22 protein-coding genes are annotated in these 21,759 nt (G+C 46.4%); 18 read left to right on the forward strand and 4 right to left on the reverse strand.

Annotation, left to right across the window (positions count from 1 at the left end; translation table 11 throughout):
• The first annotated feature begins 50 nt into the window (after positions 1-50).
• Positions 51-440, forward strand: a complete 390-nt coding sequence (locus RGU72_RS08705) for a hypothetical protein (protein WP_322119352.1) — start codon at positions 51-53, stop codon at positions 438-440.
• A 155-nt stretch (positions 441-595) separates the two neighbouring features.
• Here RGU72_RS08705 and orn read toward each other — a convergent pair whose 3' ends face one another.
• Positions 596-1,204, reverse strand: a complete 609-nt coding sequence (gene orn, locus RGU72_RS08710; RefSeq protein WP_416200114.1) for an oligoribonuclease — start codon at positions 1,202-1,204, stop codon at positions 596-598.
• A 36-nt stretch (positions 1,205-1,240) separates the two neighbouring features.
• Between orn and RGU72_RS08715 the strand changes: the two genes are divergently transcribed.
• Genes RGU72_RS08715 through rsgA form a run of 3 tightly spaced genes read left to right on the forward strand, consistent with a single transcriptional unit; the run spans position 1,241 to position 3,824 of the window.
• On the forward strand, positions 1,241-2,515 hold the full coding sequence (locus tag RGU72_RS08715; RefSeq protein WP_322119353.1) for a M48 family metallopeptidase: 1,275 nt from the start codon (positions 1,241-1,243) through the stop codon (positions 2,513-2,515).
• 26 nt (positions 2,516-2,541) lie between these two features.
• Positions 2,542-2,889: a 4a-hydroxytetrahydrobiopterin dehydratase gene (locus tag RGU72_RS08720; protein ID WP_322119354.1), complete on the forward strand. Its 348-nt coding sequence runs from the start codon at positions 2,542-2,544 to the stop codon at positions 2,887-2,889.
• Positions 2,889-3,824, forward strand: a complete 936-nt coding sequence (rsgA, locus tag RGU72_RS08725) for a ribosome small subunit-dependent GTPase A (protein WP_322119355.1) — start codon at positions 2,889-2,891, stop codon at positions 3,822-3,824. Before RGU72_RS08720 ends, rsgA begins: the two co-directional genes overlap by 1 nt.
• Before the next feature lie 287 nt (positions 3,825-4,111).
• Here the strand turns inward: rsgA and RGU72_RS08730 are convergent, their stop codons facing one another.
• Together RGU72_RS08730 and RGU72_RS08735 are read right to left on the reverse strand one after the other, a co-directional pair.
• The gene (locus RGU72_RS08730; protein ID WP_322119356.1) at positions 4,112-5,521 is read right to left on the reverse strand and encodes an MFS transporter; all 1,410 of its coding nucleotides are present in this window, start codon (positions 5,519-5,521) and stop codon (positions 4,112-4,114) included.
• Positions 5,522-5,786: 265 nt separating this feature from the next.
• Positions 5,787-6,128 (reverse strand): zinc ribbon domain-containing protein YjdM, encoded by a 342-nt coding sequence (locus tag RGU72_RS08735; protein WP_322119357.1) that lies wholly within the window; start codon positions 6,126-6,128, stop codon positions 5,787-5,789.
• A 635-nt stretch (positions 6,129-6,763) separates the two neighbouring features.
• Between RGU72_RS08735 and RGU72_RS08740 the strand changes: the two genes are divergently transcribed.
• The 3 genes from RGU72_RS08740 to RGU72_RS08750 all read left to right on the forward strand — a co-directional run bounded on the left by RGU72_RS08740 (position 6,764) and on the right by RGU72_RS08750 (position 11,309).
• Positions 6,764-10,147 (forward strand): S41 family peptidase, encoded by a 3,384-nt coding sequence (locus RGU72_RS08740; protein WP_322119358.1) that lies wholly within the window; start codon positions 6,764-6,766, stop codon positions 10,145-10,147.
• 395 nt (positions 10,148-10,542) lie between these two features.
• Positions 10,543-10,881 carry a hypothetical protein gene (locus RGU72_RS08745; RefSeq protein WP_322119359.1) on the forward strand — a complete coding sequence of 113 codons (339 nt, stop codon included), beginning with the start codon at positions 10,543-10,545 and terminating at the stop codon, positions 10,879-10,881.
• A gap of 122 nt (positions 10,882-11,003) precedes the next feature.
• Complete coding sequence (locus tag RGU72_RS08750) at positions 11,004-11,309, forward strand: hypothetical protein (protein WP_322119360.1); 306 nt, start codon at positions 11,004-11,006, stop codon at positions 11,307-11,309.
• A 520-nt stretch (positions 11,310-11,829) separates the two neighbouring features.
• Here the strand turns inward: RGU72_RS08750 and RGU72_RS08755 are convergent.
• Positions 11,830-12,276, reverse strand: a complete 447-nt coding sequence (locus RGU72_RS08755; protein WP_322119361.1) for an Lrp/AsnC family transcriptional regulator — start codon at positions 12,274-12,276, stop codon at positions 11,830-11,832.
• A 164-nt stretch (positions 12,277-12,440) separates the two neighbouring features.
• Here RGU72_RS08755 and RGU72_RS08760 point away from each other — a divergent pair, with 164 nt between their 5' ends.
• The 11 genes from RGU72_RS08760 to hscB all read left to right on the forward strand — a co-directional run bounded on the left by RGU72_RS08760 (position 12,441) and on the right by hscB (position 21,495).
• Positions 12,441-13,532: a saccharopine dehydrogenase family protein gene (locus RGU72_RS08760; protein ID WP_322119362.1), complete on the forward strand. Its 1,092-nt coding sequence runs from the start codon at positions 12,441-12,443 to the stop codon at positions 13,530-13,532.
• A gap of 219 nt (positions 13,533-13,751) precedes the next feature.
• The gene (locus tag RGU72_RS08765) at positions 13,752-15,254 is read left to right on the forward strand and encodes an aldehyde dehydrogenase family protein (RefSeq protein WP_322121597.1); all 1,503 of its coding nucleotides are present in this window, start codon (positions 13,752-13,754) and stop codon (positions 15,252-15,254) included.
• Positions 15,255-15,833: 579 nt separating this feature from the next.
• Positions 15,834-16,469 carry a transporter substrate-binding domain-containing protein gene (locus RGU72_RS08770; RefSeq protein WP_322119363.1) on the forward strand — a complete coding sequence of 212 codons (636 nt, stop codon included), beginning with the start codon at positions 15,834-15,836 and terminating at the stop codon, positions 16,467-16,469.
• Positions 16,470-16,510: 41 nt separating this feature from the next.
• Positions 16,511-16,813, forward strand: a complete 303-nt coding sequence (locus tag RGU72_RS08775; RefSeq protein WP_322119364.1) for a helix-hairpin-helix domain-containing protein — start codon at positions 16,511-16,513, stop codon at positions 16,811-16,813.
• Positions 16,814-16,827: 14 nt separating this feature from the next.
• Entirely contained in the window at positions 16,828-17,706 is an 879-nt protein-coding gene (locus tag RGU72_RS08780; protein ID WP_322119365.1) for a transporter substrate-binding domain-containing protein, read from the forward strand.
• Between the two features lie 126 nt (positions 17,707-17,832).
• A complete protein-coding gene (locus tag RGU72_RS08785) occupies positions 17,833-18,054 on the forward strand; it encodes a VF530 family protein (RefSeq protein WP_322119366.1) in 222 nt (73 codons plus the stop codon).
• A gap of 259 nt (positions 18,055-18,313) precedes the next feature.
• On the forward strand, positions 18,314-18,802 hold the full coding sequence (gene iscR, locus RGU72_RS08790) for a Fe-S cluster assembly transcriptional regulator IscR (protein ID WP_322119367.1): 489 nt from the start codon (positions 18,314-18,316) through the stop codon (positions 18,800-18,802).
• Between the two features lie 88 nt (positions 18,803-18,890).
• Positions 18,891-20,144: an IscS subfamily cysteine desulfurase gene (locus RGU72_RS08795; RefSeq protein ID WP_322119368.1), complete on the forward strand. Its 1,254-nt coding sequence runs from the start codon at positions 18,891-18,893 to the stop codon at positions 20,142-20,144.
• Between the two features lie 30 nt (positions 20,145-20,174).
• Positions 20,175-20,570, forward strand: a complete 396-nt coding sequence (iscU, locus tag RGU72_RS08800; RefSeq protein ID WP_322119369.1) for a Fe-S cluster assembly scaffold IscU — start codon at positions 20,175-20,177, stop codon at positions 20,568-20,570.
• Between the two features lie 39 nt (positions 20,571-20,609).
• Positions 20,610-20,933: an iron-sulfur cluster assembly protein IscA gene (gene iscA / locus RGU72_RS08805; RefSeq protein WP_322119370.1), complete on the forward strand. Its 324-nt coding sequence runs from the start codon at positions 20,610-20,612 to the stop codon at positions 20,931-20,933.
• Positions 20,934-20,991: 58 nt separating this feature from the next.
• Positions 20,992-21,495, forward strand: a complete 504-nt coding sequence (hscB, locus tag RGU72_RS08810) for a Fe-S protein assembly co-chaperone HscB (RefSeq protein ID WP_322119371.1) — start codon at positions 20,992-20,994, stop codon at positions 21,493-21,495.
• The last annotated feature ends 264 nt before the right edge of the window (positions 21,496-21,759 follow it).

Consider the following 21,759-nt stretch of genomic DNA (forward strand, 5'->3'; position numbering starts at 1 on the left):
TGTCAAGGAGGCGTGACTTCATCCTCACGCCTCCCCCATTAAGACAATCTATGAAAAAAACTCTCTCCTTGCACCGTCTGTTTTGTTTATTGCCAGCACTGACAGTCGCAATACTATTGGTAGCTTGCGCTGAACATCCGGCACAAGCTACGACAGCAACAACGCCGTCGTCAGCATTTGTACAAAGCTCTACAAAAACTAATACGGTCGCTGAGCAATTGACGATTTCTGGCATGCTGACTTTAAAAGGATCAGACGTAAACTTGTGGCTGGCGGTGAGCGATGCCAACGGCAAAGTCTGGCGTTTAGAAAGTGTTGATAAAAATCGTCTGGTGCAATTGCGCGAGTGGCAAAATCGTAATGTAAAAGTACAGGGTACAAAATTACCCGCCTTCTTAAATATCAACAGGCTGGAAATTAGCAATATCAATTTGGAGTAGTGTTTATGTGTAGTACTGCTGAATAAGTATCGTCCAATAAAAAACGCGCCATTGGCGCGTTTTTTTATTTTAAGCAAATGACACTCTACATCAGGCATCTAAGCAAACATCTCGCTAAACACCAAATCAAGGCCACACTAAATCCAAACTTCAGATCACTCCTTGATGAAATGCTCACGGTAGTATTTCAGCTCTTCAATCGACTCAATAATATCGGCCATTGCCGTGTGCTTCTGATGTTTTTTAAAGCCACTGGCAATCGCTGGCTTCCAACGTTTGCACAATTCTTTGAGCGTCGACACGTCCAGATTGCGATAATGGAAAAATGCCTCCAGCTTCGGCATCCCGCGTGCCATAAAGCGACGATCCTGGCAAATCGAATTGCCGCACATCGGCGATTTACCTGCCGGAACATACTGCTTTAAGAAAGCGATCAATTCTTTCTCTGCATCCTCTTCCGACACGGTCGACGCCTTGACACGCTCAATCAAGCCAGAGCGACCATGCGTGCCTTTATTCCAGGCGTCCATCTTATCCATCGTTTCGTCGGACTGATGAATCGCAAATACAGGACCTTCTGCCAGCACGTTTAATTGCATATCTGTGACGACAACGGCCACTTCAATGATGCGGTCACTGTCAGGATCGAGGCCCGTCATCTCCATATCCAACCAGATCAGGTTGAACTCATTTGGCTTAGCCGGTGGGGTCGGCGCTGGCTTATCAGATGCACTGTTTGCTTGAATGTCGGTAGCTTGTGACATAATTCTTCCTTCTCTTAATCAATGTGGCATTTTCCCATGATTTCTGCAGCATTTTCTGTTTTATTCGCGGCATTTTTATTAGTGACCCTTGTCGTACGGTTTTGGCTGGGTTCCCGGCAACTACGCCATGTTTTACAGCACCGCTCGGCGGTTCCGGCAGAATTTGCCGAAAAAATCCCGCTGTCTGCCCATCAAAAAGCGGCGGACTATACCTTGGCCAAGACCAAGCTAGACTTATTGCTACTAATTTTGAATGCGGCTGTGTTGATTGGATTTACCTTGTTGGGCGGCCTGCAATTTCTATCGGTGACGATCGTCAAGCTCACCGGCCCGGGCATGGTGTATCAGCTATGCTTACTCGCTGCTTTTGCGGCTATCGGTAGCATCATTGAATTGCCATTTGATTATTACCGGCAATTTGTATTGGAGCAAAAATTTGGCTTTAATAAGATGACACCAGCCCTCTTCTTTGGAGACATGATCAAAAGCACTCTGCTCGGCGCAGCGATTGGCTTGCCGCTCATCTGGGTGGTATTGAGCTTAATGGAAAAATCCGGTGCATTGTGGTGGCTGTACGCATGGCTAGTATGGAGCGGATTTCAACTGCTGATGATGCTGATTTATCCTAGCGTGATCGCACCTATTTTCAACAAATTTACCCCACTGGAAGACGATAGCCTGCGCACGCGCATCGAAGGCTTGATGCAGCGCGTTGGCTTCGCATCCAGCGGCTTGTTCGTGATGGACGGTTCCAAACGCAGCGCGCATGGCAATGCGTATTTCTCAGGTTTTGGCGCGGCTAAACGCATCGTATTTTTTGATACCTTATTGTCGCGTCTAGCACCGGAAGAAATTGAAGCCGTGCTGGCGCACGAACTGGGACATTTCAAGCTCAAACACATTGTTAAGCGCATAGTCGTGATGTTTGTGGTTTCGCTAGGATTTTTGGCTTTGCTGGGCTACCTCAAACAACAACTATGGTTTTATAACGGCTTGGGTGTTGACCCGATGTTACTGGCGTCGAACGATGCAATGGCGCTGATTTTGTTTGTACTGGCACTGCCCGTCTTCACCTTTTTGTTGTCACCGCTGACGTCGATCAGCTCGCGCAAACATGAGTTTGAGGCAGATGCGTTTGCCGCCAAACATACCAATGCCAACGATCTGGTTGCTGCGCTAGTCAAACTATATGAAGATAATGCCAATACTTTGACGCCCGATCCTCTGCATTCTAAATTCTATGATTCGCATCCGCCTGCGTCCTTGCGAATTAAGCAGTTGCTGTTAGCATCAAGCTCAGCAGCGACCTAACCAGAACTCTACAAGGTAAATGCATCATGAAAACTTCCGACCTGCTAGCAAAAAAATCCCTGCCGACCGACATCGGCCTTGACCCAGCCAGCTTGCCTGCATATCTGGCTGCCGTACCTGGCTGGACACAAGATGGACCGCGGATTGTTAAAGCCTATAACTTCAAAAATTATTATGAAACGCTGGCGTTTATCAATGCCATCGCCTACGTAATCCATGCAGAAGATCATCATCCTGAAATGGTCGTCACCTACAACCGTTGCCTGATCAAATTTGATACGCATACCGTCAACGGTGGTAAGGGCGGAATTTCTGAAAATGATTTTATTTGCGCCGCCAAAGTAGATGCGATTTTTCAGCAAAGTTTTTCTTAATGAGCCAGATCAAAAGTAAGCCCAAGTCAAAATCGTCCACCAGCGAAAAGCTGTTAGCGACCGTCATTGCTGCGCACGGTCGTCATTATCTGGTACAGGCAGAAGGCATCAAACTGCACTGTGTCACACGTGGCAAAAAAAGTGATGTGGCGGTCGGCGATATTGTGGAATATCAACTCACGTCCAAGAACCAGGGCGTGATCGAGGCGATCACACCGCGCACGACTTTGCTCTACCGCTCGGATCAATACAAATCCAAAATGCTGTCGGCCAATCTGACACAACTGATCATTGTGGTCGCCACCGAGCCTAGCTTTGCCGATGATCTGATATCACGGGCGCTGGTCGCCTCTGAATCGTCCGGCATCAAAGCCAGTATCGTTTTAAATAAAATTGACGTCACCGCCAGCTTACCTAAAGCGCGTGAACGCCTCGCGCTGTATTCTGGCTTGGGCTATCCGGTATTAGAAGTGTCGGTCACCACCGCGCCGGAACAAACCCGCGTCGCAATGATGGAACTGATCCAGGATAATCACACGATCCTGATCGGTCAGTCCGGGATGGGAAAATCGTCGCTGATTAATTTGCTGATCCCAGATGCTGAGATCGCCACCCGCGAAATCTCTGCCGCATTGGACACGGGCAAACATACAACAACGTTTACCCGTCTGTACCAGATGGATGACAAAACTGGCGTTATTGATTCGCCGGGCTTTCAAGAGTTTGGATTACATCATCTGAGCGAAGGGATGCTGGAACGCGCCTTCCCAGAGTTTTTACCGCATCTGGGCGAGTGCAAATTCTATAACTGCCATCACCATACCGAGCCTGGCTGTGCAATTTTAGCCGCGGTCAAATCGGGAGAAATTGCACAGATGCGCCATGATTTATTTGAGCAACTGGTGCATGAGGCAGCACAAACGATAGGATATTAAGTAGTGACTAAGTAAATCATTAAGTCACATCAAAAAACGAGAAAGAGGTATTTCTCGTTTTTTTATACCCAGGTAGGAAAACTATTAAAGAAAATTAATAAAGAATTTATCTGCTGGCAGCACGCTGAGCCATCACTAAAAAAATCTAGTCAAAATCAGGTGACATCAGTCGGCACATCGACATACTCCCCACCTGTTTTATAAAATATGCCCTGCCGACCAATGATTACTTGGACGATTAAATATACACACTACTAGTATAGTTAATCTAGCAGCAGCGATGGTAATCAATTTGCCGCCGGCAAACCCTTGCTGACGCTCTCACCATCTTCTGAACGCAAAGTCCAAAATGTCAGCGACGAGAGCATCGTCATTACACCCAAAGTCAAAAATGCGTGATGCAAGGCGCTGGTCACGGCAACTTTGTCCGACTGCGGCAAGTCCCCTAAATACCAAGCCGTCACTAAAGACCCGCAGGCCAGACCAAAGCTCATCGACATCTGCTGTAACGAACTGGCAATCGTACTGGCCATACTGGAATCGGCAGTGCCAATATCGGCAAACGCCATCGAATTCATGCTGGAGAATTGCAGCGAATTAAAAAAGCCCTGCGTTAATCCTAAAAAAACAATCCAGATAATCGGCGTGCCTGACGATACCGTGGCAAAGGTACAAATCGTCACACCGATCATGACGGTATTCATCATCAATACTTTGCGATAACCAAAGCGGCGCAATACGCGCGCTGAGATCAGCTTCATCCCCATCGCAGCGGCAGCAGCGGGCATCATCAGCAAACCTGATTGCCAGGCCGGCAAACCAAGCCCTAGCTGATACAGTAAGGGGAGTAAGAATGGCAAGCCACCCAAGCCTAACCGTGTGATAAAGCCACCCACCACAGAGACTCTGAAAGTACGGATGCGGAACAAGGTCAAACGCAATAAGGGGTGCGGTGTATTGCGTGCATGCCAGCCATAGGCGGCCAGCAGACAAAGCGACAGCAAAAATAAAATGCCCTCTGATGTCCCGTCTATCCGGTGTTCGCCAAATATCTCTAACAGCCAAGATAGCAAGGCCGTGCCAACGCCAAACAACACCAGACCAATCACATCAATCGGCCGATTGCCATCACCACGATAATCAGGCATATGTTTGTGGATCAGCCATTGCGCGACCAAACCGACCGGCACATTGATAAAGAAGATCACCCTCCACGGTAACCAATGCACAATCAGACCGCCAATCGTCGGGCCCAGCAAAGGGCCGATCAAGGCCGGGATGATTACAAAGTTCATCGCCATCAGTAGCTCAGATTTTGGAAAAGTGCGAATAATCGCCAGGCGCCCGACTGGCATCATCATCGCCGCGCCTATCCCCTGCAAAATCCGGGCGGCAACCAGCATCGGCACATTAACTGACAAACCACTCAGCACAGAAGCCAAGGTAAAAATACCGACCGCCGTGCTGAACACACGCCGTGTACCAAAGCGATCCGCCATCCAGCCGCTAATGGGAATACACACCGCCAGACTCAGGATATAACTGGTGACAACCGCTTTCAGACTCAGCGGTGTGACCTGCAAACTGAGGGCCATTGAGGGGACTGCGGTATTGAGGATGGTGGAGTCGAGCTGCTCCATGAATAAGGCGGTTGCTACTACCCAGGGCAGGTAGCGTTTGACGTCGGTTTCATTCATAGAGAAAAGAGAGTAAGTGAGTGCAGGAATTTGCTTAAATTTTTCTTAAAAGCTAGTAAGAAATTTAGCTTGAATCACTAATTAGTGCTGCTGACCAATAAGGCGATGATAGCACCGCCCCCTTTAATTCTTTGTAACAGCATGCAGCATGTGTAAGTTAGAGCCCCGCCTTGCTGCATATGTATACCGCCTGCCGCTATCCAATTAACAAAAACCAGAGCAATCACATTATTGATACCTCATGCTGATGCGCTAAAACTCAGTATCAGGCTTTTTTAACAAACTCCGATTTCAATTGCATCGCGCCTATGCCATCAATTTTGCAATCAATATCATGATCGCCATCCACCAGACGAATCGATTTGACCTTGGTGCCGACCTTGACGACTAAAGAAGAACCTTTGACTTTTAAATCTTTGATGACCGTGACCGAATCACCGTCATTGAGCACCGTGCCATTGGCGTCGCGCACCACCGCTTTTTGATCAGCACTCTCCTCCACTGCGTCCTTGCTCCACTCATGAGCACATTCTGGACAGACAAAATTACTGCCGTCCTCGTAGGTGTAGACGGATTGGCATTGAGGACATTGCGGCAAACTGCTCATGGTGTACTTTCTTGTATTGGAACTGGGAGACGATTTTCAGACGGTAGCAGGCAATAAATCAGATCGAGTGCAGTATTGCCAGCGAATAAATATGAAATATTGAGGTACGCTATTTTATGCGCTCTTCAACATCTAACGGATAAGAATTGAGTTGTGACCGAAAGCGACCAAGGCTTCATTACCGCAATCAACGACAGGCAGACAATACGCCAACAAACATACGATTACATTACCAGTTAAATTAAAAAAAATAATCTTTCATAAAACATACTCCTTGTTAGTATATTTTATTGTCCATATGATTAATGGTATTGAAGGCGTATTTATCAATATACTCCCCTATTAATTAAAATACCAAGTGATTCACTTCGTGCCATACCAGGCATCTTGAGCACAAACAAGATCGACAAATAACGCAATACTGCCTATAACGCTTAGACCTCGCCGAGGTATTTTTTTAAAACTTCGAACTATTTCTATGGTGAAATAGTCTATGTAATTCATTAATATAATAAGACTGAAACAATTTGCGTCGACAAGACGCAGCAATAGCAACTGTGTGTGCTAAATTTTGCGTCAGTCTAAACCTACTCAGGCGCCTGCCTGAATCAGAAAATTTATAAAGGAGGAGTCGAATGCGGATTCATCAACTTGGTCGTCTATCTGTTCTGAGCATCTTGCTGGCAAGCTGTTTTACTACCCAGGCAGCAAACGCTGCCGATACGCTGCTGCTGCGCCAACCAACGGTGTCCCGCGACCATCTGGCGTTTGTGTATGCAGGCGACATCTGGCTGGCAGACCGCGACGGGCAACATCCTGTGCGATTGACGACGCATCCGGCATCTGAATTTGCCCCCAAATTTTCTCCTGACGGCAAATGGCTAGCGTTCTCTGCTAGCTATGACAACAATACCGACGTGTATGTAATCCCGGTCCAAGGCGGAGAAGCGCGGCGCTTGACCTGGCATCCTGGTCAAGACGTGGTAGTGGGATGGAGTGCCGATGGCAAACGCGTGCTGTTTTCATCCAACCGGGAAATCGCGAATAGTCGCAGTAACCAGTTGTATGAAGTACCACTGGAAGGTGGTTACGAGAAAAAAGTCATGGAAGCCATTGCCTTTGAAGGTAACTGGTCTGGCGACGGAAAACTCTTGGCCTATCGCCCTTTCCGTCAGGCATATAGCGGTACCAGCGGCTGGCGTCAGCACCGCGGCGGTACCACGCCACCGGTCTGGATTATGGATGTGGCAAATAACAAATTAGAAAAAATTCCTCACGAGAACGCCAACGACAGCAATCCTGTCTGGGTTGGCGACGAGGTATTTTTTATCTCTGATCGCAAAGATGGTGCGGCCAATCTGTTTGCTTACAACCGCCAAAATAAAACAGTACGGCAAGTCACCAAAGAAACCGTTTGGGATGTCCGTAACCTCGGTGCTTATGGCACGACGGTCGTGTATGAAGTCGGTGGCGCGCTTAAGGAACTGGATACAGTCAGCGGCAAAACACAAAACATCCACGTCGATCTGGAGTCACAAACAGCGCAAGCAATACAAGCGCGACCACAATGGAAAGACGCCAGCAGCAATATCACTTCAGCGAGTCTGTCCCCCAGCGGCAAACGTGTCGTCGTCAGCGCCCGCGGCGATGTATTTACCGTACCGGTGAAAGATGGTTCAGTCCGCAATTTGACAGAGACCTCAGGTATCCGTGAAAAGGATGGTATCTGGAGCGCTGATGGCAAGCAGATCGCCTACATCTCAGATGCAGGTCGCCAACATAGCCTGGTCGTACGCGATCAGACTGGCTTAGACAAAGCCAAAACCTATGCACTGGGCAAGCAAGGCTATTTCAACTTATTAGACTGGTCACCGGATGCCAAGACGATCGTGCTACAGGATAATCACTTGCAACTGTATGCAATCAGTCTGGTGACGGGCAATATCAGCAAGATCGATGTGAGCGCCCGACGCTCTAAATTTGCTGTCTCGTTTTCATCCGACAGCCGCTGGCTGGCTTATACCGTGGTGGGCGCGAACCAGTTTTCACAAATCAAACTGCATGATTTCCAAACGGGTAAAAACGTCAATCTGACCGATGGCATGAGCCACGCCGATAATCCTGTTTTTGCCGCGGCAGACTATTTGTACTTTACTGCGTCAACTAATTCTGGCCCTACCCATGTAGGACTGGATATGTCCACCCAAGAACGTCCCTTGCGCAATGGCATCTACGTCGCCGTATTGGCGGCGGACGGCAAATCGCCTCTGCTACCGAAGAGCGGTGATGAGAACGATAAAAAAGATGATGCAAAAAAAGACGAGGATAAAAAAGATAGCGACAAAAAAGAAGGTGCTAAAGACGATACTAAAGAAAGCTCTAAGGATAATAAAGAGAGTAAAGATAAAGCCAAGGACGATAGCTCTGGCAAGCCAACTAAACCAACTAAGCCTGTCAAAATTGATCTGGATGGCTTGCAACAACGTATCGTTGCGCTGCCAGTGGCAGAACGTAATTACGATACGCTGGCGGTCGCTTCCGACGGCTCACTATTTTATTTAGAGCATCGTCAGCCCGGCGTCAGCAATGAACCGCCCTCTGCAAAAAATGACGACGATGCAGAATTGTTCCGTTTTAGTTTTGATGACAAAAAAGCGAAATCCCTCAGACAAAATATCGCGTTTTTCAGCCTCAGCGGTGATGGCAAAAAAATCTTGATCCAGTCCGGTAAAGTCAAACTAGAAATTGGCGATGCAGCTGAAAAATTAGAAACCAAATCAATCGATTTGTCTCAGCTACGCATGAAGGTCAATCCGCGCGAGGAATGGGAACAGATTTTTAACGAAGCCTGGTGGATGGAAAAAGAATTCTTCTATGATGCCAATTTGCACGGACTGGATTGGGATAGTATTTATAAACGCTACCAGCCATTGCTTAAACATGTGCAACGACGTGAGGATCTGAACGACTTGCTGGTAGAAATGATAGGTGAATTGCAAGTTGGCCACAACCGCGTTGGTGGAGGCGATGTACAAGAAGAAAAACCAGTCGCTGTAGGTTTACTCGGTGCCGACTTTAGCATCGACCAAGGACATTATCGTGTTAAAAATATTCTGCCCGGCGACCGTTGGAATCCGTTTTTAAAAGCACCATTAGCAATCCCCGGCCTGCAAATCAAACCTGGTGATTACTTGCTTGCGATTAATGGCAAACCTCTGGATGCCAGCAAAAATATCTATTCACTGTTAGAAAACACGGTAGGTAAGCAAGTGACATTAACGCTTGCCAGCGACCTGGCCAGCAAGCAAACCCATCAGATTATCGTGCAGCCTATCGGAAATGAATCTGCATTACGCCAATGGCAATGGATAGAAAAAAACCGTGAGTATGTGCAGAAAAAAACCAATGGCAAAGTCGCTTACGTTTATCTGCCAGATACTGGTGAAACTGGCTATCGATACTTCAACCGCATGTTTTATGCGCAAGCAGATAAACCTGCCTTGATCGTAGACGAGCGCCGCAATAGCGGTGGACAAGCGGCGAACTACATCACAGACATCCTGAGCAGAAAATATCTGGCAAGTTGGAAGGACCGTGATGGCCTGCTGTTTGATACGCCAGGAGCAGCTATCTATGGCCCTAAAGCCATGCTGATTGATCAGGATGCAGGGTCAGGCGGCGACTTTTTGCCATATGCCTTTAAACGTCTGGGTTTGGGTGCGTTAATCGGCAAACGCACCTGGGGCGGATTGATCGGCATCTCTACCAATCCCGATCTAATCGATGGCGGCAATCTGCTAGTACCGTTCTTCCGGTTCTTTACCCCAGACGGCGAATGGCGTGTTGAGAATGAAGGCGTCGCACCAGACATTGATGTCGAGTTAGATCCGACAGAAGTCAACCTCGGACACGACACACAACTCGACGCAGCGATCCAGAATGTCGTGCAAAAAATGCAGACCTATCAGGCAGTACAGCGCCAGCGGGCTCCTGCAATGCCGACGCAATTGGGTAAGTAAGTTATAAGTCTCAAATAGCAAAAAACTACCAAAGTTGGGGGAACCGGGTCTTGACACCGAACTCCCCCGGACTTTTAAAACAATCTCAATGCAGGCCTGTTACTCCCAATAAAATTAGCTCAGCCTAATTTTCGTTTCCTCAAAATCGCTAACAGCGCGAATTTAGTTCTCAACCGCTGTAGTTGTCCTGCCAAGCATAATTGGGCCTGAGTTTTTAGAAACTCCGAAAAGTCCCCCTACGCTCCAGCTGCACTTTAACCTGCTTTATCCCAGGCTTTATGCGTTTCGTCGCATTGGCGTGGTAACTCATGATGCCTTGACCTACAGTGATTACATCGCAGCAAAGAAACACAAATTCACTGAAATCCTTTTAATTCAATCACAGGAGCATCATCATGAAAACAATCAACGCATTCAATACTACTGGCATCTTCTCCATCGCATTGATCGCTGGAGTTTTAGCAGTCTCTTCAGCCTATCAAGCTCCAGTTAAGGGTAATAACAGCGGTAATGAGAGCAGCGATAACTCAATCCAAACGGTAACTATCGTCGCCAAACGTCTAAGCGCAGATGAAAAAGTGGCTTACGATCAACAAACCTCACCAGCAATCCAAACCGTGCTGATCTCTGCCAAGCGTTTGACTACAGAAGAAAAAATAGCCATGGACAAAGATACTTTAGCAATCCGTCAGGCAACAGCGCAATCCAACAAAATCATTCGCCAATCGGTATAAGCCTTTGATTATTTACCATACAGCAAAAAGTAATGTGTCAGTCATGTAGAAAAACACACACAAACAATTTACACAATTAAAGCCTTCAGCCGGGTGCAATTCATTTAAAATACGGAGCTATTATGTTAAAAAAATCTACTCTCTTCGGTTTATCTGTTTTGACACTATTGGCTAGCACGGCTTTCAGTGAGTATTTTGTCGCCATGGCAATTGCGACACCTGTTGCAACGCAAAGTAGTTTAGATGCCACGCCAGCCAGCACATCTGCGCGCAATGTAATCATGCTTGAAAGAGGCGGGATGGACAGAGCTTCAGTACACTTGCAAATTCTCCAGCAAACTAATACGCATTTCGCGGATAGTAACTTACCTAAAAAGTCCGCTACCGGCGATAAAAAAATGCAAAGTAAGCCTGCCAATAACTCCTGAATTTCTGCATTAGCCAAGATATTGATTTCGCATCTTAATAATGTTTGCTGAAGATCAAGGTCTCCTACATGGCTTGTTTGAATACCCTCATGAGCACAATTGCTCAATTACTCCTCAATTTTGTTCAATTTAACTTTTTAAAATTAGATCAATACCAATATACTCCCGATTATTTTTAATAAAACTAAGCTACAGACTAAAAAATACTTGGATGCCTAAAATATACCCCATTGGAGTATATAAAAAGACTACGTTTTTATTATGATCAAATTCAGTAATTTGTGAAAAAATTATGATAAATGTATTGCAAGCTCACTCCAGCTATTTTTAACAAACATCGTATTTCATTGCTACTTTTTTACTGCTACCTCAAAGCAGGCGAATCTGTATAGTAATCTATCTCGCACTTTCTCCATTAGGGCTTTCGCAAAATTGTCCCGGCAAGGCGCAGCAACGACGACATTACTTTAGTACGGCGACGAGCTGCAACGCAGCTGGGGCAGTTTTGCGTAAGTCCGATCTATAAAGCACTACGGTCAATCCGTTTGCTCAGAATAATCGACGTCGAAGTCTGCCGCACGCCATCTAATGCACCGATCTGATCCAACAAGCGATCTAACACTTCGGTGGTGCCGCAACGCAAAGTCAGCATGTAATCAATCGCGCCGCTCACCGCGCACAAAGTCTCCACCTCGGGCAATTGCTGTAAATATTTCATCAAATTGGGAGCAAAACGCGCCTCTACCGATAAGCCTACATATGCCCGCACAGCTGGTTGAAACATAGTCTGATTCAGCTTAAGTCCATAACCAGCTATCACCCCCTGCTTTTCTAACGCGCTGATACGGGCAATCACCGTGGTTCTGGCGATACCAACTTGTTTTGCGATGGTGGTGACTGGCAGCCGGGCGTTATCCATTAGCAAGGCGAGAATTTTGTTATCGATATCGTCTAGGTTGGGCTTCATTGGTACTCCATATAGTCATATTGTAGTAATTATCAGTCATATTGTATTTTAATCCTGCATATTGACGATAATTTACACTCTATTATCTGACAAACATTGCTTTTACACTGACACCATTGCCAAAACATTTACAGCTTTTTTACACCAAACCTCTGGAGACTCCCATGACCACTAAACTCATTCTGCTTGGCGCCGGCAAAATCGGCGACGCTATCCTCAATTTGCTTTCACACACCGGCGATTACCTAATTACCGTTGCTGATCGTGATGTAGAACGTCTGAAATATGTGGCTCAAGCGGGCTTCCCTAACGTAACCACAGTGCAACTGGATCTGGGTGACAAAGCGGCAGTAACTGAGCTGATCCGCGGTCATAAAGTGACGTTGTCTGCTTGTCCTTACTTTTTGACACCTATCATTGCTGGCGCAGCCAAAGCGGCCAATTCTCATTATTTCGATCTGACCGAAGATGTGGAAAGCACACGCATCGTCAAACAACTGGCAGAAGGCGCGGATTGCGCATTTGTCCCGCAATGTGGACTGGCACCAGGATTTATCTCTATCGTCGCTAATGATGTCGCAAAACGTTTTGATAGTCTGCGTGATGTCAGCATGCGCGTCGGTGCTTTGCCGACCTTCCCGAATAACGCGTTGAAATACAATCTGACCTGGAGCACTGACGGTCTGATCAACGAATATTGCAATCCTTGCGAAGCCATCGTTGACGGTCAGTTGCGCGAGACAGCAGCATTGGAAGAAATCGAACATTTCTCCTTGGATGGTATCGATTACGAAGCATTTAACACCTCCGGCGGCTTAGGTACTTTATGCGAGAGTCTGCAAGGTAAAGTCCAAAATCTGAACTACAAAACCGTGCGTTACCCCGGTCATCGCGATATCGTCAAAATGTTGATCCGCGATTTGGAATTGGGCAAACTGGAACGTCGTCCAATCTTGAAAGACGTATTAGAAACCTCCATTCCAATGACCAAGCAAGACGTGGTATTGGTATTTGTCAGCGTAGTCGGTATGCGTGAAGGTCGTCTGGAACAAGAGTCCTACGCTAAGAAAATTTACGCTCAAGTCGTCAACGGACAATTGCTGTCAGCTATCCAGTTGACTACGGCATCCGGCATTTGCGCCATGGTGGATTTGGTTGTGACTGGCAAATTACCTAAGCATGGTCTGGTGCGTCAAGAGCAGGCAAATTTGGCTGATTTCCTGGCGAATCGTTTCGGTCAGTATTACGCGGCATAAGCTAAGTAACTAAATTCGGTAATTAACCAGATGAAGGTTCGTTAGCGATTACAATCTCTTCGCTCAGGGTGCGCATTGTTTTTCACTGCCCACCCTATTTATTTTTAAATTTTGTAGCAATATTTTTAAACCTCATTCGTCAAGGCGCATCCGCAACATATCTAACCCAGATACGCTGCCATAGCCAGACAAACCATTTTGGAGACCAATATGGACAACATGAATATCGCAACAGTGTTAAGTCAACTCGGTGTTAATCTCGCCGACTACCAAGGTCAGGATCTGTCTAGTGTTTCGCCAATCGATGGCGCTACTCTCGCCACTTTGCGAGCAGATAATTCAGACCAGGTGCATGCCAAAATCACTCGTGCGCAAGCAGCCTTTTTGCACTGGCGTAATGTGCCAGCGCCACGTCGTGGAGAGTTAGTCCGCTTGTTCGGTGAAGAACTACGCCAGCATAAAGAACAACTCGGTCTGGTAGTGACTTTAGAAGCCGGCAAAATTCTTCAAGAAGGTTTAGGCGAAGTACAAGAAATGATCGACATCTGCGACTTCGCAGTTGGTTTGTCGCGCCAGTTATATGGCCTAACTATTGCATCAGAACGTCCAGGCCATCGCATGATGGAAGTCTGGCATCCGCTTGGTGTCGTTGGTGTCATTTCTGCCTTCAACTTCCCGGTTGCAGTATGGGCATGGAACGCGGCATTAGCCTTCGTTTGCGGTAACAGCGTGACCTGGAAACCCTCAGAAAAAACACCTCTGACTGCAATCGCAACCCACGCTTTATTTATGAAAGCCGTCGCAAAATTTGGTAGCGACGCTCCGGAAGGCTTGGCAGAACTAATTATCGGTGACCGTAGCACTGGCGCACAAATGGTGAACGACAAACGTGTTGCATTGGTGAGCGCAACTGGCAGCACACGTATGGGTCGTCAGGTAGCTGAAGCCTGCGCCAAACGTCTGACCCGTACCATCCTAGAGCTGGGTGGCAACAACGCCATGATCGTCGCTGAAAGCGCTGATCTGGAAATGGCAGTTCGCGGCATTACTTTCTCCGCCGTTGGCACTGCGGGACAGCGCTGCACTACCCTGCGTCGCCTGTTCGTACACAACAGCGTGTATGACGCCTTGATACCACGCTTGAAGAGAATTTACGCAGATCTGCCAATCGGCAATCCGGGTAGCAACTCCACATTGATCGGACCACTGGTTGACAGCGCAGCATTTGATGCAATGCAAACGGCACTCGCAACGGCCAGTGCAGAACAAGGCAAAGTGTTTGGTGGCGAACGGGTGACAATTGAAGGATGCGAAAACGGTTTTTATGTGCGGCCTGCATTAGTAGAAATGCCAACGCAAACTCTCAGCATGCATCATGAAACCTTCGCGCCAATTATGTACATCGTGCGCTATACCGATCTGCAACAAGCGATTGACTGGAACAACGAAGTACCGCAAGGTTTGTCGTCTTCTATATTCACCACTGACATGCGGGAAGCAGAACGCTTTATGTCTGACAGTGGCAGCGATTGCGGTATTGCCAACGTCAACATCGGTCCGTCAGGCGCAGAAATCGGCGGTGCATTTGGTGGTGAAAAAGAAACCGGCGGCGGTCGCGAATCTGGCTCCGACTCCTGGAAAGCGTATATGCGCAGATCAACCAACACCATCAATTACAGTAATTCACTGCCATTGGCACAAGGTATTAGTTTCGATATCTGATCAATATTTACTTCTTTTTAAAACCGCCGCTTTGTTGGTGGTTTTTTTTAACCGAGATTTTTCATCAGGATTTGCGCTGATGACGAATCTACTTTTCGAGGCAGTTTTGAAGCGAATTTAGTCTGATTTAGGTACGCATAGCTAGCCATTAGCAACGAAGAGCATCAAAAAAAATGACGGGAAATGCGCCGTCAGTACTCAAATAGCAGCTTTGGTGCGCCTAATGAAAATCTCGGTTTAACATAAAAGATACATTCACCTACTCATCAATGAGTAAGCAGATTAAACTAATCTCTTAATGTATTACAACATTCAGCAGCAGAACAACTTCATAGGTGATCTCCGATGTCTATCAAGCAGTTGCTCTCTATTTTTACTCTGTTTTTATATTTGGCGGAACCTGCTTGCGTATCCGCACAGACGACTCAGATTATTCGCTACCCTCGTCTCTCTGCACTATATGATCCCCAGGGTGAATATATTCTGGAGCTATTACGGCAAGCGATAAAACATAGCGGCCAGTCATATCAGCTGATAGCCAATGAAGATCCTATGCAGCAGGCGCGAGCAATTTATGAGATGACGACTGGCACTGGCGGGATAGATATCCTGTGGACAATGACAACCAATGAGCGCGAGACGCAATTAATTCCCATCCGAATCCCCATCGATAAAGGCTTGATTGGTTGGCGTATTCCGCTGGTGACAATGCAAAATAGTGATTTACTTCGTAACGTAAAATCGATAAAAGATTTAAATGCATTTATCGCAGGACAAGAGCTTGACTGGCCAGACGTTGCAATTTTAAAAAATAACGGTTTGTTAGTGAATACGTCTACTTCTTACGAGCCTTTATTTAATATGCTTAAAGCTGGGCGATTCGATTATTTTCCACGGTCAGTATTTGAAATTCAAAAAGAAGTCGAATCCCATCCCAAGCATGGCCTTGCGATAGACAAAAATATCATCTTGCACTATCCGGCAGCGATGTATTTTTTTGTCACGCCACGTGAGCGTAAGATGGCAGAAGATCTTCAGAATGGTCTTGAAGAAATGATCAAAAATGGTAGCTTTGAAAAAATATTTCAAAAACATCTGCAAGTAACAATTAAGCAAGCCAACATTAAACAAAGAATCGTCATAGAGCTAACTAATCCTTTGCTCTCGACAGAAAAATTGCCGTTGAATAAACCTGAGCTTTGGTATCGTCCTTAAATTTTTAAACAGCCATTTGTCCCTTAATCTCTTTTTTTGATATGCCTAAGCCACCAAGAGAAAAAATCCGTAAGCTAGAAGATTTGCCCAATGTAGGTAAAGCCTGCGCGGGTGATTTACGCTTGCTCGGTATAGAGCGACCAGAACAACTCAAGGGGCGAGATCCGTATGCCATGTATGATGAATTGTGCATTCTCACAAATGCGAGGCACGATCCCTGTGTGATCGACACCTTCATATCAGTAGTACGTTTTATGGAAGGCGCACCCGCTCTGCCTTGGTGGGATTACACAGAAGAACGAAAAGCGTATTTGGCCTACAACGTGGCTTTAGCTCGTTTTTAACAAGTACCTAGTTCATGTTAATCAAACGCTTACCCTACTCAATTTCTCTCGCCATCTGCCTGATCTGTCTGGCCAGCCAAGTGATCGCCATTGCTAAACCGACTGTACAAATTCGCTATCCAGCTTCGGTCGCAACCAACGATCCACACAATAAATATGTGCTTGAATTGCTCAGAACTGCATTAAAAAATTCTGATAATAATTATCGCCTAATACCCAGCATTGCAAAAATGCAGCAAGGTAGATCAATCTATGAAATGACGGCAGCGTCTGGCCTGATTGATATTTTATGGACCATGACGACGGACGAGCGTGAGGCGCAATTAATACCGGTAAGAATCCCCATCGACAAAGGTCTGATCGGGTGGAGAATTCCGATCGTAACGAGAGAAAATAGCGATATTTTTAAAGAGATTAAATCGATCAAAGCATTGGCCGCTTTGTCCGCAGGTCAGGAGCAAGATTGGCCAGATGTCGGCATCCTGAAAAGTAATGGCTTGCCGGTAGAAGTTTCTACGACCTACGAACCACTTTTTTCTATGTTGGAGGCGGGAAGATTCATGTATTTTCCTCGCTCGATTGTTGAAGTAGAGAATGAATATAAAGCGCATCCCGAGCAGAACCTGCATATTGATACGCATATCGCATTACATTATCAATCAGCCTATTACTTTTTTGTCAGTCCCCGTAATCCCAAGCTGGCTGAAGATATACAACAAGGTTTAGAGGAAATGATAAAAACCGGTGAGTTTGAAAAAATTTTTTTGAAGTACCACCAAGCCACAATTAAAAATATCAATCTTAAAAACAGAACCATCATCAAACTAAAAAATCCTCTTATCAGCCCAAATAAACTACCGCTGAATCGGCCAGAACTCTGGTACATACCGTAAAGATGTTGATTTATTGCCTTTGATTTGCCGTATTTGACAGCCGTAGATGACATCCATATGCAACGAGGATCGCGCTGATATTGTCTTAAATTAATTCCGGTTTAAATAATTTTTTAATAAAACACGATGAACAACACAGTACAAAAAATCAGCTTAGATGGCATTACCCTGGAATCAATTCTGACCAAACTGGTAGAACAATATGGCTGGGAAGGCTTGGCACAACAGCTCAGCATTCGCTGCTTTGAGCTTGATCCCAGCATTAAATCCAGCCTCAAATTTTTGCGTAAAACACCTTGGGCAAGAGAAAAACTAGAACAGATTTACTTGCAATCGGGAAACAACTAACAAGCAAAAAAATTTATAAAGTAGAGCCGGTAAGAAATAATCAAATCGGCTGCCGGCAAAGGCATACCCAGTCTCAGTTTTAGATAAAATCCCAGAACCCGCATGTGCGTCAATTCCTAATTTAAGCCTATACCTGACAAATTCACTCAAGTTTGCTATACTTGAGTCAATCGCTCAAGCTTTACCTCATCACTGTTTGAGCTAATTAGTGATTTTTCACTAAAACAGCAATCGAATTTTCGCCTGGAGCAAACCACTCATGCGCCTGACCACCAAAGGCCGTTTCGCTGTGACAGCAATGATCGATCTGGCTTTGCGCCAAGATAAAGGTCCTGTCACCTTAGCTGGCATTAGCCAGAGGCAAGATATTTCTCTTTCCTATCTGGAACAGTTATTCGGTAAATTGCGTCGCCATGAAATCGTCGAATCCGTACGCGGTCCAGGTGGCGGCTATACGCTGGCGCGCAAAGCACAAAAAATCACCGTCGCCGACATTATTATCGCTGTCGATGAAGCCTTGGATGCGACCCAATGCGGCGGCAAAGGTAATTGCCATGGCAGTGAACAGAGTAATGGCATCCATTGCATGACCCACGAATTGTGGGCAACACTGAATGTAAAAATGGTGGATTATCTTGATTCTGTCTCACTACAAGATCTGGTTAATCAACAGCAACAAAGAAACGCAGAAAAACCGGTGGTTGTCGTTCAGCATAAAACTGTTCACGTCCAACCGGCCAATGTATAGAGCCGTGATCCATTATATAGAGCCCTGATCCATTATTGATCTACGAACATATCGTCTATTGAACCCGCAGTAATTTTGGAGTATCACAATGAACGCCCCGCTGGAAAAAAGCTTGATCGACACCATACTGGCACCGCACTTCCCTATTTACATGGACTACTCGGCGACAACGCCAGTCGACCCGCGTGTTGCAGATAAAATGATTCCTTACTTGCGTGCGCAGTTCGGCAATCCGGCATCACGCAGCCATATGTACGGCTGGGATGCAGAGAAAGCCGTTGAAGAGGCGCGTGGCCATGTGGCAGCCTTGGTCAACGCAGACCCACGTGAAATCGTCTGGACTTCGGGTGCGACGGAAAGTATCAACCTCGCATTAAAAGGTGCAGCACAGTTTTATAAAACCAAAGGCAAGCACATTATCACGATCAAAACCGAGCACAAGGCAACCTTGGATACCGTGCGTGAATTAGAGCGCCAGGGCTTTGAAGCGACCTATTTGCAACCACAAGAAAATGGTTTGATCACGATTGAGCAACTGCAAGAAGCGCTTCGTCCGGACACGATTTTGGTCTCTGTTATGTATGTCAACAATGAGATCGGCGTGATTCAACCGATTGATGCTATCGGCGAACTATGCCGCTCTAAAGGTATCATTTTCCACTGCGACGCGGCACAAGCCACAGGCAAAATCGAAATTGACCTGGAAAAAACTAAAGTCGATCTGATGAGTTTCAGTGCGCACAAAACCTACGGTCCAAAAGGGATTGGTGCTTTGTATGTACGTCGCAAACCACGCGTCCGCATTGAAGCGCAAATCCATGGCGGCGGTCACGAACGTGGCATGCGCTCTGGCACCTTGGCAACACACCAGATCGCTGGTATGGGCGAAGCCTTCCGTATCGCGAAAGAAGAAATGGAAAGCGAACTGACACGCATCCGTTTCCTGCGCGATCGTCTGGCAAATGGCTTGAAAGATATTGAAGAAACTTACGTCAACGGCGATATGGATCATCGTGTTCCGCACAACCTGAACGTCAGCTTCAATTATGTCGAAGGCGAATCGCTGATCATGGCAATTAAAGAGATCGCGGTGTCATCCGGCTCGGCTTGTACCTCCGCCAGTCTGGAGCCGTCATACGTATTACGCGCCCTAGGTCGTAGCGACGAACTCGCACACAGTTCAATCCGCTTTACGATTGGTCGCTTTACGACAGAAGAAGATATTGATTTTACGATCAACCTGATCAAAACCAAAGTGGCCAAACTGCGCGAGCTGTCACCATTGTGGGATATGTACAAGGACGGAATAGACATCAGCTCTATTCAGTGGGCTGCCCACTAATTCCGCAGCGAACCTACTAGGAGTATCAAAATGGCATATTCAGAAAAAGTATTGGATCACTACGAGAATCCACGTAACGTCGGTGCGTTTGACAAAGGTGACGATACTATCGGCACCGGCATGGTCGGTGCGCCAGCATGCGGCGACGTGATGAAGTTGCAAATCAAGGTTGGTGCAGATGGCATCATTCAAGACGCCAAGTTCAAAACTTATGGCTGCGGCTCAGCGATTGCATCATCCTCGCTGGTAACTGAATGGGTCAAAGGCAAAACTTTGGATCAGGCTCTGGATATCAAAAATACCCATATCGCCGAAGAGTTGGCGCTGCCTCCAGTCAAAATCCACTGCTCGATTCTGGCAGAAGATGCGATCAAGGCCGCTGTATTAGATTACAAAACTAAGCACGCAACTGAACAAAGCGCCTAGTTTTCAGGCGTCGGTACATTTGATTCAACAGGAACCAAGATGGCAATCACATTGACAGAAAAAGCGGCTAAGCATGTCAGCCGTTACATGGAACGCCGTGGTAAAGGCATAGGCCTACGCTTTGGGGTGCGCACGACTGGCTGCTCGGGCATGGCCTACAAGCTGGAGTATGTGGACGAGATCGGCAGTGATGATCAGGTATTCGAGTCACATGGTGTCAGAGTGTTTGTCGATCCAAAAAGCTTGCCTTATATCGACGGCACCGAGCTGGATTTTGCCCGTGAAGGTCTGAACGAAGGCTTTAAATTCCGCAATCCCAACATGAAAGACGAATGTGGTTGCGGCGAAAGCTTCCGTATTTAAATATTTAAATATTTAAAGCAGACCTCTAAGATTTAACATCAGAAAGTAATTACAGCGGATGCAAAATCATTTCGATCTGTTCCAGTTGCCACAGCAATTTACACTGGATCAGTCCCAGCTTGACGCGGCTTACCGTGAAGTACAATCCAAAGTGCATCCTGATAAATTTGTGCAAGCCAGCGATGCAGAAAAACGTGTCGCTATGCAGTGGGCGACCCGTGCCAATGAGGCTTACCAGACGCTAAAAAAACCGCTGAAACGGGCAACTTATTTGTGCGAGTTACATGGTGTGGATTTGCAGACAGAGTCCAATACAGCTATGCCGGCAACATTTTTAATGCAACAAATGGAATGGCGTGAAGCATTTGATGATGCAAGACAATCTGATGATCAACCGGCATTGAGCGCATTAGAAAGTGAACTCAGTGCAGCACTGAAAGCGCAACTAGCAGAGGTCGGGCAAGTGCTAGATCAACAGAACTTCGCCCAGGCAGCACAATTGATACGTGCTTGCATGTTTTTGGAAAAATTTCGAGCCGATATTGCCGCTGCTGAAGATTAAAAAATTGGATTGAGGATCGATTGAATTTTGGCATAGCAGATTCAGTGTCACAAAAATCAGGTGAGTATGGATCACCTTTTTTTTCGATTACAGTCAATTTTTTCCTTGGGACAAAAAATATACTGGCAGTAAGTATGTTTTAATAGCCCAATGAATGATTGGACAATCTGGCGTTTTTGATAAAATTATTAGGGAGTGTATTGATCTAGAGACGATCGTCGTCGCCATCAAGTACAACCGCAATTCACCGAATGAATGCAGCAC

The sequence above is a fragment of the Undibacterium sp. 5I1 genome, assembly GCF_034314085.1.
GTDB lineage: Bacteria > Pseudomonadota > Gammaproteobacteria > Burkholderiales > Burkholderiaceae_D > Undibacterium.